The sequence below is a fragment of the Arsenicicoccus bolidensis DSM 15745 genome (genome assembly GCF_000426385.1).
GTDB classification, from domain to species: Bacteria; Actinomycetota; Actinomycetes; order Actinomycetales; family Dermatophilaceae; genus Arsenicicoccus; species Arsenicicoccus bolidensis.
Map to the genome: position 1 here is coordinate 1 of NZ_AUFG01000035.1, position 15,842 is coordinate 15,842.

The 15,842-nt window shown below is 73.0% G+C and carries 15 protein-coding genes; 9 read left to right on the top strand and 6 right to left on the bottom strand.

Annotated features, from left to right (window positions below; genetic code table 11):
* Positions 1-429: 429 nt before the first annotated feature.
* Positions 430-1,734 carry a condensation domain-containing protein gene (locus K313_RS21390; protein ID WP_034253602.1) on the bottom strand — a complete coding sequence of 435 codons (1,305 nt, stop codon included), beginning with the start codon at positions 1,732-1,734 and terminating at the stop codon, positions 430-432.
* A 233-nt stretch (positions 1,735-1,967) separates the two neighbouring features.
* Here K313_RS21390 and K313_RS0115420 point away from each other — a divergent pair, with 233 nt between their 5' ends.
* Positions 1,968-2,777 (top strand): alpha/beta fold hydrolase, encoded by an 810-nt coding sequence (locus K313_RS0115420; protein ID WP_029212368.1) that lies wholly within the window; start codon positions 1,968-1,970, stop codon positions 2,775-2,777.
* Here K313_RS0115420 and K313_RS0115425 read toward each other — a convergent pair.
* Both K313_RS0115425 and K313_RS0115430 read right to left on the bottom strand, forming a co-directional pair.
* Positions 2,752-3,576 carry a hypothetical protein gene (locus K313_RS0115425; RefSeq protein ID WP_029212369.1) on the bottom strand — a complete coding sequence of 275 codons (825 nt, stop codon included), beginning with the start codon at positions 3,574-3,576 and terminating at the stop codon, positions 2,752-2,754. The genes K313_RS0115420 and K313_RS0115425 overlap by 26 nt on opposite strands.
* A 15-nt stretch (positions 3,577-3,591) precedes the next feature.
* The gene (locus K313_RS0115430; protein WP_051274172.1) at positions 3,592-4,464 is read right to left on the bottom strand and encodes a RecB family exonuclease; all 873 of its coding nucleotides are present in this window, start codon (positions 4,462-4,464) and stop codon (positions 3,592-3,594) included.
* Positions 4,465-4,521: 57 nt separating this feature from the next.
* Between K313_RS0115430 and K313_RS0115435 the strand changes: the two genes are divergently transcribed.
* The 5 genes from K313_RS0115435 to K313_RS0115455 all read left to right on the top strand — a co-directional run bounded on the left by K313_RS0115435 (position 4,522) and on the right by K313_RS0115455 (position 9,353).
* Entirely contained in the window at positions 4,522-5,709 is a 1,188-nt protein-coding gene (locus tag K313_RS0115435; protein WP_029212371.1) for a M50 family metallopeptidase, read from the top strand.
* A 120-nt stretch (positions 5,710-5,829) separates the two neighbouring features.
* Positions 5,830-6,999: a tRNA (adenine-N1)-methyltransferase gene (locus tag K313_RS0115440; protein ID WP_029212372.1), complete on the top strand. Its 1,170-nt coding sequence runs from the start codon at positions 5,830-5,832 to the stop codon at positions 6,997-6,999.
* A complete protein-coding gene (gene arc, locus K313_RS0115445) occupies positions 6,996-8,630 on the top strand; it encodes a proteasome ATPase (RefSeq protein ID WP_019284898.1) in 1,635 nt (544 codons plus the stop codon). Before K313_RS0115440 ends, arc begins: the two co-directional genes overlap by 4 nt.
* Positions 8,631-8,734: 104 nt before the next feature.
* A complete protein-coding gene (locus K313_RS0115450) occupies positions 8,735-8,965 on the top strand; it encodes a FitA-like ribbon-helix-helix domain-containing protein (RefSeq protein WP_019284899.1) in 231 nt (76 codons plus the stop codon).
* Positions 8,952-9,353: a type II toxin-antitoxin system VapC family toxin gene (locus K313_RS0115455; RefSeq protein ID WP_019284900.1), complete on the top strand. Its 402-nt coding sequence runs from the start codon at positions 8,952-8,954 to the stop codon at positions 9,351-9,353. Before K313_RS0115450 ends, K313_RS0115455 begins: the two co-directional genes overlap by 14 nt.
* Positions 9,354-9,446: 93 nt before the next feature.
* Here K313_RS0115455 and K313_RS0115460 read toward each other — a convergent pair whose 3' ends face one another.
* The 3 genes from K313_RS0115460 to K313_RS0115470 all read right to left on the bottom strand — a co-directional run bounded on the left by K313_RS0115460 (position 9,447) and on the right by K313_RS0115470 (position 11,545).
* The gene (locus tag K313_RS0115460) at positions 9,447-9,806 is read right to left on the bottom strand and encodes a DUF3054 domain-containing protein (protein WP_029212373.1); all 360 of its coding nucleotides are present in this window, start codon (positions 9,804-9,806) and stop codon (positions 9,447-9,449) included.
* Between the two features lie 67 nt (positions 9,807-9,873).
* Positions 9,874-10,083 (bottom strand): hypothetical protein, encoded by a 210-nt coding sequence (locus tag K313_RS0115465; RefSeq protein ID WP_029212374.1) that lies wholly within the window; start codon positions 10,081-10,083, stop codon positions 9,874-9,876.
* A 115-nt stretch (positions 10,084-10,198) separates the two neighbouring features.
* A complete protein-coding gene (locus K313_RS0115470) occupies positions 10,199-11,545 on the bottom strand; it encodes a M20/M25/M40 family metallo-hydrolase (protein ID WP_029212375.1) in 1,347 nt (448 codons plus the stop codon).
* 121 nt (positions 11,546-11,666) lie between these two features.
* Here K313_RS0115470 and K313_RS0115475 point away from each other — a divergent pair, with 121 nt between their 5' ends.
* From K313_RS0115475 to dop, 3 genes are read left to right on the top strand one after another with little or no spacing between them, the layout of a single operon-like run.
* Positions 11,667-13,703: an MFS transporter gene (locus K313_RS0115475; protein ID WP_029212376.1), complete on the top strand. Its 2,037-nt coding sequence runs from the start codon at positions 11,667-11,669 to the stop codon at positions 13,701-13,703.
* Positions 13,704-13,715: 12 nt separating this feature from the next.
* Positions 13,716-14,270: a TetR/AcrR family transcriptional regulator gene (locus tag K313_RS21395; RefSeq protein ID WP_029212377.1), complete on the top strand. Its 555-nt coding sequence runs from the start codon at positions 13,716-13,718 to the stop codon at positions 14,268-14,270.
* Between the two features lie 9 nt (positions 14,271-14,279).
* On the top strand, positions 14,280-15,788 hold the full coding sequence (gene dop / locus K313_RS0115485) for a depupylase/deamidase Dop (protein ID WP_029212378.1): 1,509 nt from the start codon (positions 14,280-14,282) through the stop codon (positions 15,786-15,788).
* The last annotated feature ends 54 nt before the right edge of the window (positions 15,789-15,842 follow it).

The following is a 15,842-nucleotide window of genomic DNA, read 5'->3' on the forward strand; positions in this document are numbered from 1 at the left end:
TCGCGCTTTCGTGAGCTGCGAGCGCACGAACGGCCGGTGAGGGCGCCCCGAATCGCGCTTTCGTGAGCTGCGAGCGCACGAAGGGCCCGACGAGAGCAGGGTCCGAGGCGGCGCCGGCTGGTGGGATCTGCGTCCGGAACGCACCTTTGACACGTGCGGCGGGCCCGGGTGCGACGTACGTGCTTCCCGAACGCACCTTTGACACGTGCGGCCGGCGCGGACGCGGCGCTTGTGAGCTGCGAGCGCACGAACGGCCGGTGAGGGCGCCCCGAATCGCGCTTTCGTGAGCTGCGAGCGCACGAACGGCCGGTGAGGGCGCCCCGAATCGCGCTTTCGTGAGCTGCGAGCGCACGAACGGCCGGTGAGGGCGCCTCGAATCGCGCTTTCGTGAGCTGCGAGCGCGCCAAGGCCCGAGGAGTCCAGGGCGGGTCAGACCAGGGAGCGCAGACCCTCGACGACCGCGTCCACCCAGGAGCCGACGGAGGCCTGGGCCTGCGGCGTCGCCGGGGATCGCAGGCGCGCGTGCAGGCCGGACCCATCGGCGACGAACCACACCTGCACCCCCTGCGTCGGCGCGACCGCCGACACGTGCTGCGCCCGCCAGGCGGGGTCGAGCGCGACCGGGAGCCGGCGGTGGTCCAGCCACGACACCGCGAACATGCCTGGGGTGACAGGCATCCCGTCATACGGCGCCATGATCGGGGCCAGCGCGTGCGACCCGAGGCCCACCGCCTCGCGCACCGCAGCGCCGCACGCCTGGGGCGTCGGGTCCGCCGACTCCAGGACCGCGTTGGTGATGAACCAGCCGACCGATTGGCGCCAGCGCGACTGGTGGCGGCTGTGCACGGGAAGGACGGCTCGCAGCGGCGCGCCGGCCAGGGAGGCCGAGGCCCGCGTCATCACCGAGACGGCCATGGCGAGCGGCCCGACCCCTTCGAGGCTGGCCCGTGCCTCGAGCCGGGCGAGGCCGCGGGGGTCGAGCAGGTCGTGGGTCGAGACCACCTCGGGCCGGGGCGCGGACACGTCACCGAGCGGCAGCGGGAAGGTCGGCATCGCGCCGCCGCCCGCGTCGAGGATCTCGTGCCACCGGCGCAGCACGTGCTCGGGCGCCGGCGGCTGCGTTGCGAGCTCGGCGGTGTGCTCGGCGAAGGACCCGACCCGGGGCAGTCGTGAGGCGGGCGCCCGACCCGCGCGGTGGTCCTCGAGGCAGGACAGCAGGTCGCGCACGAGCAGGGGCAGGGACCAGGCGTCGACGTGGGCGTGGTCGGCGGCGATCACGACGACCGGGTCGCTGCCATAGGTCGGCTCCAGCAGCGCCAGCCGGTGCGAGGGGGACTCGAGCGGGGAGCAGGCGGCGTCGAGCAGGGTGCGCAGGGCGGCCCGGGTCGGGGCCGGCAGCGTCGGGTCGGTCGGGTGCTCGACCCAGCGTCCCGGCTCGTCAGCCAGCGCGAGGGGGTGCAGCCGCAGGCCCTCGTCGGTCTCGGCGAAGGCCGAGCGCAGCGTGCCGTGCCGCTCCACGACGGCGTGCCAGGAGGCGGCGAGCTCGTCCGGTCCCACGCCGCCGGGGACCCGCAGCGCCGCGGCCATCCACGAGCCGGGTCGTGCCCCGGCGCGCAGGTGCATGCCCTGGTCGAAGGACACCGGCAGCTCACCGGCGGCGCGGTGCAGCGGGAGCTCGAGGCTGCGCAGCCGCCCCTCGGGCAGGTCGACCTGGTCGGCGTTGGTCAGGCGCACGGGCGGCCTCCTGCGGGTACGGCGGGGCCTGCGGCCCGGCGGACGACCCGGGCGTCGGTGACCAGGACGGATGTCGGAGCCCCACTGTCGCCGCGCCATACGCGCAGGTCAAGGCGGGTCCACGGTGAGGGATGGCCGTGAACCGCCCTGGCTATGATGGCGACTCACGTGAGTCGCGCCGGGGCGTCACCCCCGGTCCGCGCGGGTGACCGCCTCGGCACCGAGGAGTGGTCATGAGCACGATCGACGTCGACGGAGCCAGCCTCGACGTGGAGGTCCACGGCAACGGCCCGTTCGTGGTGCAGCTGCACGGCCTGACGTCCAGCCGCCGCGCCAACGCCGACGCCGGCCTGGACCTCACCCGTCACCTGCACGAGCACACGGTCATCCGCTACGACGCGAGAGGGCACGGCGCGTCCACGGGTCGGCCGGAGCCTGGGGACTACGGGTGGGAGACGCTCGCCGACGACCTGCTCGCCGTGCTCGACCGGCTGGCCCCGGGCGAGGCGGTGCACGGCGTCGGGCCGTCGATGGGGACCGGGACGCTGCTGCACGCCGCGGTCCGGGACCCCGGCCGGTTCCGCAGCCTGACGCTGACCGTGCCGCCGACGGCGTGGGAGACGCGGGCGGCCCAGTCGGAGGCCTACCTCGACAGCGCGGAGCTGGTGGAGCGTCGCGGTGTGCAGGCGTTCATCCGGGTGGGGCGGGTCGCCGCCCGCCCGCCGGCGGTCGCGGACCAGGAGGTGCCGGTGCCCGACGTGCGCGAGGAGCTGCTGCCGTCGGTGTTTCGCGGCGCGTCGCAGACCGACCTGCCCGACCCGGACCGGCTGCGTGCGTTGTCGGTCCCGACCCTGCTGCTGGCCTGGCCCGGAGACCCCTCGCACCCGCTCAGCACGGCCCGCGCCCTGCACGACCTCCTGCCGCTGAGCGAGCTGCACCTGGCCCGGGACCCCGACGAGCTGTCGGGGTGGCCGCACGTGCTGGAGCGCTTCCTCACCCGGCAGCGCGCCGCCGGCGTCACCGCGAGGGAGGCCCGCCGATGAAGTCGACCACGGAGTTCCACCGCGCCTCGTGCCGGCGCTCCCGCTCCTCGGCGAGCAGGTCACGCGGGCTGCCCGGCTCATAGCGTCGGGCCCAGCGCGATCGCGGTCGCGCGAGACGCACCGCCCCGACCCAGGCGATCCCCGGCACGAACATCCCCACGACCGCGAGCCACGGCTTGCCCTTGAGCAGGCAGACCACCGCGGCGACGACGTTGACGACGAGGACCCCCGTCACGGCCCAGCGCACGGCCCCCGACCCGCGCGGGGTGGAGACCAGACCCAGCGGGTCGGTGCCGAGCAGGAGGGCCAGGGCGATGATCGCCGTGGTGATGAGGGCCGTCACGGAGGTGCGGCCCTGGGGCGACCAGTAGACGTCCTCGAGGTGCAGCCACAGCGCGAACTGGTCCAGCGTCAGCGCCGCCCCGACCCCGAACGCCGCGGCGGCCACGTCGGCCCACGCCCCGGACGGTCGGTAGGCCACCTGGAGCAGGCCGACGAGCAGGATCAGCAGGATCCCCCACACCTGGTGGTGGATGTGCACGCCGTTGATGAGGATGTCGCGGATCGGTCCGCTGGGCCGAGCACCCGCGGGGGCCCGGTCGGCCCGGTGCCGGATGTAGCGCGTGGCCGCCCGCGTCAGCACCGTCGTGACGACGAACGCCAGCAGCAGCCATAGCAGGGACACCCGCTCCGGCGTGGCGCCCGCCCGCGGCAGCACCTGCGGCAGCACCTGAGCAGCCCCGTCGACGACGAAGGCACACGCGGCAGCGCAGGCGGCGATCGTGAGGGCGGCAGTCATGGCGCCTCGATCATGTCAGGCCTCGAGCGGGTCGTCCTCGTCCTCGACGTCGTGGTCGACCGGGGCCGAGGCGGCCGGGTCCAGCGCGCGGGCGACCGCGCCCTCCGGGATGGGCGGGGGAGTGCCGCCCCACGCGGGGCAGATGTCGCGGTGCGCGCACCAGTCGCACAGCCGCGACTTGTTGGGACGCCAGTCGCCGGTCTCGGCGGCGCGGACGATGGCCTGCCACAGCGCCTTGAGCTTGCGCTCGGTGGCCCGCAGGTCCGCCTCGTCGGGCTGGTAGCGCACGATCTCGGCGTTGCCGAGGTAGACCAGCTGCAGCATCGACGGCACCACGCCTCGCAGCCGCCACAGCACGAGTGCGTAGAACTTCATCTGGAAGAGTGCCTTGCCCTCGAAGAGCACCGAGGGGGAGCGCCCGGTCTTGTAGTCGACCACGCGGATCATGCCGTTGGGCGCGACGTCCAGGCGGTCGACATACCCCCTCAGCAGGAGCCCGTCTAGGTCGCACTCGAGGTAGAGCTCGCGCTCGGCGGGCTCGAGATCCGTCGGATCCTCCAGCCCGAACCACCGCTCGACCAGCGAGGTCGCCGAGGTCAGCCAGGCCGTGAGCTCGGTCGCCTCCTCGCCGTCGCCGATCAGCTCGGCCAGCTCCGGCCGCTCGGCCAGCAGCGCCTCCCACTGCGGACCCACGAGGGAGGCCGCGTGCTCCAGCGTGCGCTCGGGCGCCGGCACGTCGAACAACCGCTCCAGCACGGAGTGGACCAGCGTGCCTCGGGCCGCCGCGGAGGACGGAGGCTCGGGCAGCCGGTCGATGACGCGGAAGCGGTAGAGGAGCGGGCACTGCATGAAGTCGGCGGCTCGGCTCGGGGACAGGGCGGCAACCATGGGACCGACGATAGGACCTCGCACCGACATACCCCCTGCGCCACGTAGGCTCGCGCCATGTCCGACCCGCGTGGACCCCAGCCGACGCCGCCCGACCGCCCCGTCGAGCCGGCCGTCGCGGACGCCGACGTGCAGACCCACCCGGGCTGGCGGATCGGCTCGCTGCGCGGCACCCCCATCTATCTCGGCCGCACCTGGCCCATCCTCGTGCTGGTGATCCTCGCGACCTTCGGTCCGTCCCTGTCGCGGTCACGGCCCGACCTCGGGGCGGGCGCCTACGCCGTTGCGTTCGCCTACGCGCTGCTGCTGCTCGTGTCGGTCCTCGCGCACGAGGCGGCGCACGCGCTGACCGCGCAGGCGTTCGGGCACCGGGTGCACCGGATCGTCGCCGACCTGATGGGCGGGCACACGTCATACCAGTCCGACAGCAACACCCCCGGCCGCAGCGCGATGGTGGCCCTCGCGGGGCCGCTCGCCAACGCGGCCCTGGCCGTGGCGGCCTGGCAGCTCCTCGCCGTCACCCCCGCCGGGGTGCCCCGGCTGCTCATGGGCGCCATGGCCTACTCCAACGCGTTCGTCGCGGTCTTCAACCTGCTGCCGGGCCTGCCCCTGGACGGCGGCTTCGTGCTCGACGCTCTCGTATGGCGGATCACCGGTCGCCGCACCACCGGGCTGCTGGTCGCGGGGTGGAGCGGACGCGTGCTCGCGGCGCTCGTCGCCCTGTGGTTCATCGGGCGGCCGCTGCTGTCCGGTCGTGCACCGGACTTCTTCTCGATCGCGTGGGGCGCGCTCATCGGCAGCTTCCTGTGGGCCGGGGCCGGCGGGGCCATCCGCTCCGCACGCGCCCGCGCCCTGCTCGACCAGGTCCGGCTCGGCGACCTGCTGCACCCCACGGCCCTCGTGCCCGCAGGCTCGTCGGTGGCGGACGCCGTGCGGCTCTACGGCGTCCACGGGGCGCAGGTCGTCGCCGTGCAGGACGCGCAGGGGGTCCCCACCGCGGTCGTCGACCCCCGCGCGGTGCAGTCGGTGCCCGTGGACCAGCAGGCCGCCACCCCCGTCCTCGCCGTCGCGCACCAGCAGCCGGCCGGGTGGGTCATCGACCTCGCGCCGGACGTCCCCGTCACCGACGCCGTCGAGCGCATGGCCCAGCTCGAGGCCGGCGTGATCCTGGTGCGCCTGCCGGGCGGCGGGCACGGCCTGCTGGACGCCGGCGAGGTCGAGGACGCGGCGAGCCGCCGAGCCTGAGCCTGACGCCCGAGCCTTGCTACCGATCCTGACGCCCAAGCCTGACGCCCAAGCCCTGGCCCCGGGCCCCGCCGGACGCGGTCGAGGTCTGTCGGTGCGGCTCACTACAGTGGAGGGACCATGACGACACAGCCCGACGCCACCGCGCCCCTCGCCCCACCGCAGCCCACCGGCGCGGCCGGACGCCGAGGCCCCTTCCAGCCCGGCGAGCGGGTGCAGCTGACCGACGCGCGCGGCCGCATGCACACGATCACGCTGGCGGTCGGCGGCGAGTTCCACACCCACCGCGGCCGCATCCTGCACGACGTCGTCATCGGCCTGCCCGACGGGTCCACGCTCACCAACACGGCCGGCGAGGAGTTCCTCGCGCTGCGCCCGCTGCTGTCCGACTACGTCATGTCCATGCCCCGCGGCGCCGCCGTCGTCTATCCCAAGGACGCGGGCCAGATCGTGCAGTATGCCGACATCTTCCCCGGCGCCACCGTGGTCGAGGCCGGCGTGGGGTCCGGGGCGCTGTCCATGTCGCTGCTGCGCGCCATCGGCGACCAGGGGCGGCTGCTGTCCTTCGAGCGCCGGGCCGACTTCGCCGAGATCGCCCGCGGCAACGCCCGCACCTTCTTCGGCACCGACCACCCCGCCTGGACCGTGACGGTCGGCGACCTGGCCGAGACCCTGCCCGAGGTCTGCGCGCCCGGCACGGTCGACCGCGTGGTCCTCGACATGCTTGCGCCCTGGGAGTGCCTCGAGGCCGTCGCCGACGCGCTCGTGCCCGGCGGCCTGCTGATCTGCTACGTCGCCACCGCCACCCAGCTGTCCCGCGTTGCCGAGGGCGCCAAGGAGCACGGCGGCTTCGCCGAGCCCCACGCCTGGGAGACGATCGAGCGCGACTGGCACCTCGAGGGGCTCGCCGTCCGTCCGGTCCACCGCATGCACGGCCACACCGGCTTCCTCATCACCACGCGTCGCCTGGCCCCCGGCGTGACGCCGCCCCTGCGCAAGCGCCGCCCCGCCAAGGGCCCGGACGACCCCGAGGAGCAGCCCTTCGGCGTCGAGGTCGACCGCGAGTGGTCGCCAGAGGACGTCGGCGAGCGGGTCGTCTCCGACAAGCGGCTGCGCAAGATCCGCCGCACCGTCACCGGCGAGGCCCCGCCGCCCGACATGCCGCCCAAGCGCCGAGACGCGGACCCCGCGCCTGGCACCGACCCCGCGCCTGACGGCGACCCGGCAGAGACGCCGGCGGAGCGGCATACGGCCCAGGACGACGTGAGCACCCCGGAGGTGGACCAGTGACCTATGACCCGACGAGCGAGGCGCACGCCGCCCGCATCCGTGACCTGACCACCCAGCTGTCCGCGCTGCGGACCGCCAACGGCGCGCTCGGTCAGGCCAACGAGCGACTCACCACGACCCTCAAGGCGGCTCGCGACCAGATCACGGGCCTGCGCGAGGAGATCGACCGGATCGCCGCGCCGCCGTCGACCTACGGGGTCGTGCAGCGCACGTATGACGACGGCACCGCCGACATCACCAGCGCCGGGCGCAAGATGCGGGTCGCCGTGTCGATGGACCTGCCCCTCGCCGACATCCGGCCCGGGCGCGAGGTGCGGCTCAACGAGGCGCTGGTGGTCGTGGCGCTGGCCGACTACGAGCAGGCCGGCGAGATCGTCATCGTCAAGGAGCGCCTCGACGACCACCGGGTGATCGTGCTGCTGCGCAACGACGAGGAGCGCGTCGTCCGCGTCGCGGGGTCGCTGGACGGGGTGCGGCTGCGCCCGGGCGACGCGGTGCTGCTCGACGCCCGCAGCAGCTTCGTGCTCGAGACGGTGCCGCACGCCGAGGTGTCCGAGCTGCTGCTCGAGGAGGTGCCCGACATCTCCTACTCCGACATCGGCGGGCTGACGCCGCAGATCGACCAGATCCGCGACGCCGTCGAGATGCCCTTCCTGCACCCGGAGCTCTATCGGGAGCACCACCTGCGCCCGCCCAAGGGGGTCCTGCTCTACGGCCCTCCCGGCTGCGGCAAGACGCTCATCGCCAAGGCCGTCGCCGCATCTCTCGCGCGCAAGGTTGCGGAGCGCAACGGCCAGACCGGCGAGGACGCGCCCAAGAGCTACTTCCTCAACATCAAGGGCCCCGAGCTGCTCAACAAGTACGTCGGCGAGACCGAACGGCACATCCGCCTGATCTTCGAGCGGGCCCGGGAGAAGTCCGACGAGGGGACACCCGTCGTGGTGTTCTTCGACGAGATGGACTCGCTGTTCCGCACGCGCGGGTCGGGCGTGTCCTCCGACGTCGAGACGACGATCGTGCCGCAGCTGCTCGCCGAGATCGACGGCGTGGAGCGCCTCGACAACGTCATCGTCATCGGCGCCTCCAACCGCGAGGACATGATCGACCCGGCGATCCTGCGGCCGGGCCGCCTCGACGTCAAGATCAAGATCGAGCGGCCCGACGAGCAGGGGGCGCGCGAGATCTTCGCGAAGTACCTCACCACCGAGGTGCCCCTGCACGCCGACGAGCTCGACGACCACGACGGCGACCCCGCCGCGACGGTCGAGGACCTGATCGACGCCGTGATGGAGCGGATGTTCGCCACCACCGAGGACAACCGCTTCCTCGAGGTGACCTACCTGTCCGGCGCCAAGGAGGTCCTCTACTTCCGCGACTTCGCGTCCGGCGCGATGATCCAGAACATCGTCGACCGGGCCAAGACCGCCGCCATCAAGGCGCTGATCACGACCGGCGAGCGCGGGCTGCGGCTCGAGCACCTGATGGAGGCCTACGTCGCGGAGTTCCGCGAGAACGAGGACCTGCCCAACACCACCAACCCCGACGACTGGGCCCGCATCTCGGGCAAGCGCGGCGAGCGGATCGTCAACATCCACACGCTGGTCGGCGGCAAGGACCTCAAGGTCGACTGAGCACGCCCCACGCGACGGGGTTCACGCGGGCACCGACGGCGATCATTGCGACCGTCGTGAGTGGGGTGCTTGCACAGTGGCGCCGATGGCGCCACACTGGCGCCATGCCCAGCGTGCAGATCAAGGACGTGCCCGAGCAGACGCACGCCGTCTTGCGACGTCGGGCCGCGGAGGCACACCAGTCCCTGCAGGAGTACCTCCTGGGCCGGCTGGTGGACGAGGCGTCCCGGCCGACGCTCGACGAGGTTCTCGATCGCGCCGGCTCTCGGGCAGGCGGAGCGGTGACCCTCACCGAGGCCAGCGATCTGATTCGCTTTGACCGTGATCGTCGTTGACGCGAGTGTCCTGACCGTGGCGCTCGTCGACGACGGTGTCGACGGTGACCGTGCCCGGTCCCGCCTGCGCGGGGAGCGCCTCGCAGCGCCCGAGCTCGTGGATCTTGAGGTGCTGTCCGTCCTGCGAGGGCTGGTGCGGTCCGGGCAGGTGCTGCCGCGGAGGGCCTCACTGGCGATCGATGACCTCCGGGCCATGCCCATCGAACGCGTCCCGCATCGTCGGCTTCTCGAGCGGTGCTGGGAGCTGCGGGACAACATCACACCGTACGACGCTGCCTACGTGGCGCTGGCCGAGGCGCTCGAGGTATCCCTGGTGACAGGTGACGCACGTCTGGCGCGGTCCACGGGACCGCGCTGCCGGATAGAGGTCTTGACGGTGTCCGGCTGAGCACGGCGCAGTGGTGAGGCACCACGACCGGAGCCAGCGTGCACAGTCCGCGCTCCCAGCGCGAGATCGGCACATAGGCGTGGGCTGGGGGCGTCAGGCGTCGGCGCGGCGACCCGAGCGCTGGGCGACGAGGCGGGGGAGCAGCAGGAAGAGCGCGAGGGCCGTGGTCGCGACGAGGACGAAGCTGAACGCGGTCCCGGCGCCCGTGACGGCCCGCAGCAGCATGCCCACCGCCACGGTGCACAGCCAGATCGGGACGCCGCCACGCAGCGTGGTGGGGGACAGGCGGGCCGCGAGCGCCACGCCCCAGCCGACCAGGGCGCCCACGAGGAAGGGCCACGCGGTGCCGAGGACGGCGAGCAGGGCGCCCTCCTCGGCGTGAGACCGGCGACCGATGGCGGCGAAGACGACGACGAGGACGAGATCCAGAGCGAGGAAGGCCGGGGCACGCATGGCCCCGAGCCTACCCGTGAGGTATGCCGCCCCCTGGCCCGGCATACCTCACGGGAGAGGATGGAGGTCAGGACGTCTGCCGACCGCCCGGAGGCTGCGGGACCTCATCCTCGCGGCGCTGCTGGGGGAGCCAGCCGCCGGCGATGGCGAGGACCGCGATAGCGATGCCGGTGGGGCCGTACTCGACGCCGCGGTTCTCGTGGAGCCAATAGCCGAGGTAGCCGAGCACCAGGCACAGGATGGGGAAGACGATGGCGTAGTAGCGGTTGCGCGTCATGGCTCCATGGTTGTCGGGCGGGTGCTGCCGGCATACGCACAGCAGTCAGGGGTGGGGCGTGACAGCTGTCATGCCCCACCCCTGACCGCCCCCCTGACCACGAGGGACGACGAGGTCAGCGGCGTGAGCCCAGCTCGCTGAGGAACCGGATCTGCGCGAGCATGATCCGCTCGATCTCGGCGGGGTCCACGGACTCGTCGGGCCCGTGGATCTTGGCCTTCTCCTCGTCCTCGGGACCCCACAGGATCGCCTCGGCGCCGGGGGAGGCATGCAGCAGCTCGGTCACGAGGGGGATCGAGCCACCGGAGCCGACCTGGGCCGGGGTCCGGCCGTAGACCTCCTCCAGCGCCGCGAGCGCGGTCGCCGTGATCGGGCCGGACGTGTCGCCGAGGAACGGCGAGCCGGCCTTGTCGTCCGAGAACTCCAGCGTGGCGCCGTACGGCGCGTGGGACCGCAGGTGCTCCTTGACCGTCTCGAGCTCGCGGGCCATGTCGGCGCCGGGGGCGATGCGCACCGAGACCCGCGCCCGCACCGAGGGGACCAGCGCGTTGGAGCACTGGTCGACGGGCACCATGTCGAGCCCGATGACCGTCGCCGACGGGCGCGACCACAGGCGTGAGGCGAGCGCCCCCGTGCCCTGCAGGCCGACGCCGTCCTTGACGCCGGCGGACGCCGCGAACTCGGACTCGTCGACCTCGGCCCCCTCCCAGTCGAAGGAGTGCAGCCCCTCGATGACGGTGTTGCCGTCCTTGTCGTGCATCGTCGCCAGCAGCTGGATCATGCCGACCAGGGCGTCGGGCGCCGCGCCGCCGAACAGGCCCGAGTGGACGGCGTTGTCGAGGGTGGTCAGCGTGACGGTGAAGGCGACGTCGCCGCGCAGGCCGGAGGTGATGGAGGGCTCGCCCACCTTGGCCGGGCCGGAGTCGCAGATGATGAACGCGTCGCTGCGCACCATGTCGGGGTTGGCTGCCACCCAGTCCTCGATGTGGCTGAAGGTCTCCTCCTCGCCCTCGAGCAGCAGGCGGACCGTGCACGGCGGCGTGCCGTCGAAGGCCCCCATGGTGCCGAGGATCGCGACGACGCCGGCCTTGCAGTCGGCCGTGCCGCGGCCGTAGATACGCCCGTCGTCCTTGCGCGTCGCGACCCACGGGTCCGAGTGCCACTGCTGGGACTCGGGGCAGGGCTGCACGTCGTAGTGCGCGTACATCGTGACCGTGGGGGAGTCCTCGGGGCCGGGCACCACGGCGTGGATCGCGGGGTAGCCGCCCGGGATGTCGAGCAGCTCGACGTCGGGGACGCCGTTGCGGCGGAACATCTCGAGCAGGTCCTGCGCGATGGCGTCCATGGGCTCCCGGGGGTAGCCGGGGAAGGCGACGGACGGGTGGCCCACCAGGGTGGCGTGGTCCTCGAGCAGTCGGGGCATGGCCTCGCGGGCGTAGTCGCGGGCGGCGGAAAGGTCCATCTGTGCTCCTCGATGAGTGTCGATGCAGCCACCCTATCCACCACCGGGGCTGCGCTATCCTCGACCCAGGTGAACGAGTGTTCACCCCACGAACCGCTCCTTCCCCGCACGAGAGGCACGCGTGACCGCCGCCCCCACCACCACCCGGGCAGCGCTGCACCGCAGACGCGCCAACCCCACCCTCGTCACCACCGTGCTCGCCCTGACCGGCACGATCGTGGCGCTGCAGCAGACCCTGATGGTCCCGCTGCTGCCGGAGTTCCCGACCCTGCTGCACACGACCGCCGAGGACGCGTCCTGGCTCGTCACCGCCACCCTGCTGACCAGCGCCGTCGCGACCCCCGTCGTCAGCCGGCTCGCCGACATGCACGGCAAGCGCCGGATGATGCTGGTCTGCCTCGTGCTCCAGATCCTGGGGTCGGTGCTCGGCGCCCTCGGGGGGACGCTCGCCGTGGTCGTCGCCGGACGAGCCCTGCAGGGCTTCGCGGCAGCGCTCATCCCGGTCGGCATCTCGATCATGCGCGACGAGCTGCCCCGCGAGCGGGTCGGCGGGGCGGTCGCCCTCATGTCCGCCACCCTCGGCATCGGGTCCGCCGCGGGCCTGCCGCTGGCCGGCCTGATCTCGGCGCAAACGAGCTGGCACGCGTTGTTCTGGGTCTCCGCGGCGATGGCGGCGGCCATGCTGGTCGCCATACCGCTCGTCGTCCCGGAGTCCACCCTCCGGACCCCCGGGTCCTTCGACGGGGTCGGCGCGGTCCTGCTGTCCCTGGCGCTCGTGGCCTTCCTGCTGCCGGTGACCAAGGGCAGCCACTGGGGCTGGACCAGCGAGACCACCCTCGTCCTGGCCGTGGCCTCCGTCGTGCTCCTCGCGATCTGGGTGCCGTGGGAGCTGCGCACCAGGACGCCGATGGTCGACCTGCGCACCGCAGCGCGCAGGCCGGTGCTGCTGACCAACCTGGCGTCCGTGCTGGTCGGCTTCTCGATGTACGGCAACATGCTGTCGACCACCCAGCTCCTCCAGCTGCCCGAGCGGACGGGGTTCGGCTTCGGCCTGGACGTGCTGCAGGCCGGCCTCGCCATGGTCCCCGGCGGGCTGATGATGGTGCTGCTGTCGCCCGCCTCAGCCGCGATCACCCGTCGCTGGGGTGGTCGCACCACGCTGGTCACGGGGGCGCTGGTGCTGGCCGGCGGCTACGTCCTGCGCGTCTTCCTCGTCGACCACCTGTGGCAGATCGTCCTCGGGGCGATGCTCGTCTCGGCCGGCACGGCGATCGCGTATGCCGCCATGCCCACCCTCATCATGGGCGCCGTCCCGATCACCGAGACCGCGTCGGCCAACGGCCTCAACTCGCTGCTGCGTGCGGTCGGCACCTCCTCGGCGAGCGCCGTCGTCGCGATGATCCTCACCACCACCGTGAGCCGCGTCGGGGGCGTGGCGCTGCCGACGCTGGACGCGTTCAAGCACATCTTCTGGGTGTGCGCGCTGGCGGCGCTGGTGTCAGCGCTCGTGGCGGCGTTCCTGCCGTCCGCGCGTCCTTCGCCCGTCAGCTCGCGAGGTCGGGCACGCGCCGAAGACGAGGACGAGATCGTCGTGGCCGGCCGGGTCACCGCCACGGGCGTCCGGCCGGTCCGCTCCGCCGTCGTCACCGTGATCGACCTCGATGGCGACCAGGTGGACTGGGCCCGCGTCGAGCCGGACGGCAGCTACGCGATCGTCCTGCCCGGCCCCGGGGACTACGTGACCGTGACCGCGGCCGACGGCTGGGAGCCGCACAGCGAGGTCGTCCACGTGAGCGGGACGCACGCCCAGGACATCGACCTGGGGGACCGGCTGCAGCTGGCGGGCCAGGTCACCGCCGACGGCCTGCCCGTCCCTGGCGCGCTCGTGACGATGACGGCGCTCACCGGTCAGGTCTCGGGCGCGACGCGGGCCGGGGCGGACGGGGGCTACGTGCTGCCGCTGTCCACCCATGGTCGCCACGTGGTGACCGCCGCCGACCCGAGCACCGGCCGCACCGGCTCGGTCGGCGTCACCCTCACGGGGGTCGAGCGCCGGGTGGACCTCGACCTCGGCCCCGCTCCCCGCCATCCGCAGCCCGACCAGCAACCGACCGACCAGCACGCCGCGGCGGAGCTCGCCGCGAGGGCGACCACCTGAGAGGATCACCGGATGAGCCAGAGCCGAGAGCTGATCGTCCGGGCCGCGCGGCGGCTGTTCGCCGAGCACGGCTACTCCTCGGTGTCGGTGCGCGACGTCGCCGCCGAGGCGGGGGTCTCCGCCTCCCTCGTGATGAAGCTCGTGGGCAGCAAGGCCGAGCTGTTCAGCTCCTCCGTCGAGTTCGCCCCCGACGAGCAGGACCTGTCCCACCCCGTCGACCGCCTCGGGCACGAGCTGGTCCGCAGCGTCGTCGGTCGCCTCGGCTCCGACGGGCCCGAGCCCCTCGCCCGGGCAGTCGTGCTCGCACTCCCGGCACCGGACATCGAGCAGGTGCGGTCCCGGTTCCACGCCGCGTATGCCGTCCCCCTCGCCGCCCGCCTCGGGGGTGGCGACACGGCCGAGCAGACCGCCGAGATGGTCGTCGCGACCGTCGTCGGCCTCGCCGTCTCCGCGCGGGTGCTGGGCCTGCTCGGGGACCGGGCCCACGACGAGGACCTGGTGGAGCGCTACGGCGCGGCGGTCCAGCTGATCATCGACCGAGGCGGGGCCTCCGGGGGCTCGCACTAGGGTGGGCGCATGACCGTACGCCGAGTGATGGGCATCGAGACGGAGTACGGCATCTCCGTCCCGGGGGAGCCGCACGCCAACCCGATCGTGCTGTCCGGGCAGATCGTCAACGCCTATGCGACGCGGCCCGAGATCACCGTCTCGCGCACCCGCTGGGACTACGAGACCGAGGCGCCGCTCGCCGACCAGTTCGGCCACGAGATGCCGCGCGCCGTGGCCGACTCCAGCCAGCTCACCGACGAGGACGACGAGATCGCCGCCAACGTCGTGCTCACCAACGGCGCCCGGCTCTACGTCGACCACGCCCACCCGGAGTACTCCTCGCCCGAGGTCACCTCGCCGCACGACGCCGTCGTCTGGGACCGCGCTGGGGAGCTCGTCATGGCCGAGGCCGTGCAGCGCCAGGCCGAGCTGAGCGGTCGGCAGATCAACCTCTACAAGAACAACACCGACGGCAAGGGCAGCTCCTACGGCACCCACGAGAACTACCTGCTGGCGCGGGACGTCGAGTTCGCTGCTGTCGCACGGCAGCTCATGCCGTTCTTCGTCGCGCGACAGGTGATCTGCGGCGCCGGCCGCGTCGGCATCGGGCCCGAGTCGCACCAGGCGGGGTTCCAGATCAGCCAGCGCGCCGACTTCTTCGAGCGCCAGGTGGGGCTCGAGACCACGATCCGCCGCCCGATCGTCAATACCCGCGACGAGCCGCACGCCGACCCCACGCGATACCGCCGCCTGCACGTCATCATCGGCGACGCCAACCAGGCCGAGACCGCCACCCTGCTCAAGCTCGGCTCCACCAGCCTGGTGCTGCGCCTCATCGAGCACGGCGACGTGACGCGGGCCCTCATGCCGGCGGACCCGGTGGCGGCGCTGCGGCAGATCTCGCACGACCCGACGCTGCGGACCACCGTGGAGCTGACCGACGGACGGCGCATGACGGGGCTGGACATCCTGTGGGCCTACTACGAGATGGTCGACGACCACCTGTCGCGTCACTACGGCCACGACCTGGACGAGGAGACGCAGGAGATCATGACCCGGTGGGACCACCTCATGGTCATGCTCGGCGACGACGTCCTGTCGGCGGCCCACAGCGTCGACTGGGTGGCCAAGCTCGCGCTCTTCGAGCAGTACCGCTCGCGCGACGGGCTGGGCTGGGACGACGCCCGCCTGCGCGCCATGGACATCCAGTGGAGCGACGTGCGCCCCGACAAGGGGCTGCACCACAAGCTCGAGGCCGCCGGACGGATCGACCGCCTCACCTCGCCGGAGCAGGTGCGGTCCGCCGTCACCGCGCCGCCCGACGACACCCGGGCGTGGCTGCGCGGCACGATGGTCGAGCGCTATCCGCACGAGCTGCTCGCCGCGTCGTGGGACTCCGTGATCGTGCGTCGTGCCCCGGGAGAGCCGCCGAGCCGCCTGTCGCTGCCCGAGCCCGAGCGCTGCACCCGGGCCCACCTCGATAGCATCGTCGACGCCAGCCCTACCATGGCCGACCTGCTCGACCGGATCGTCTGACCCCGTCAGCACCAGCACGCACCGACCTGAACGCCCTGACCAGAACGCCCTGAC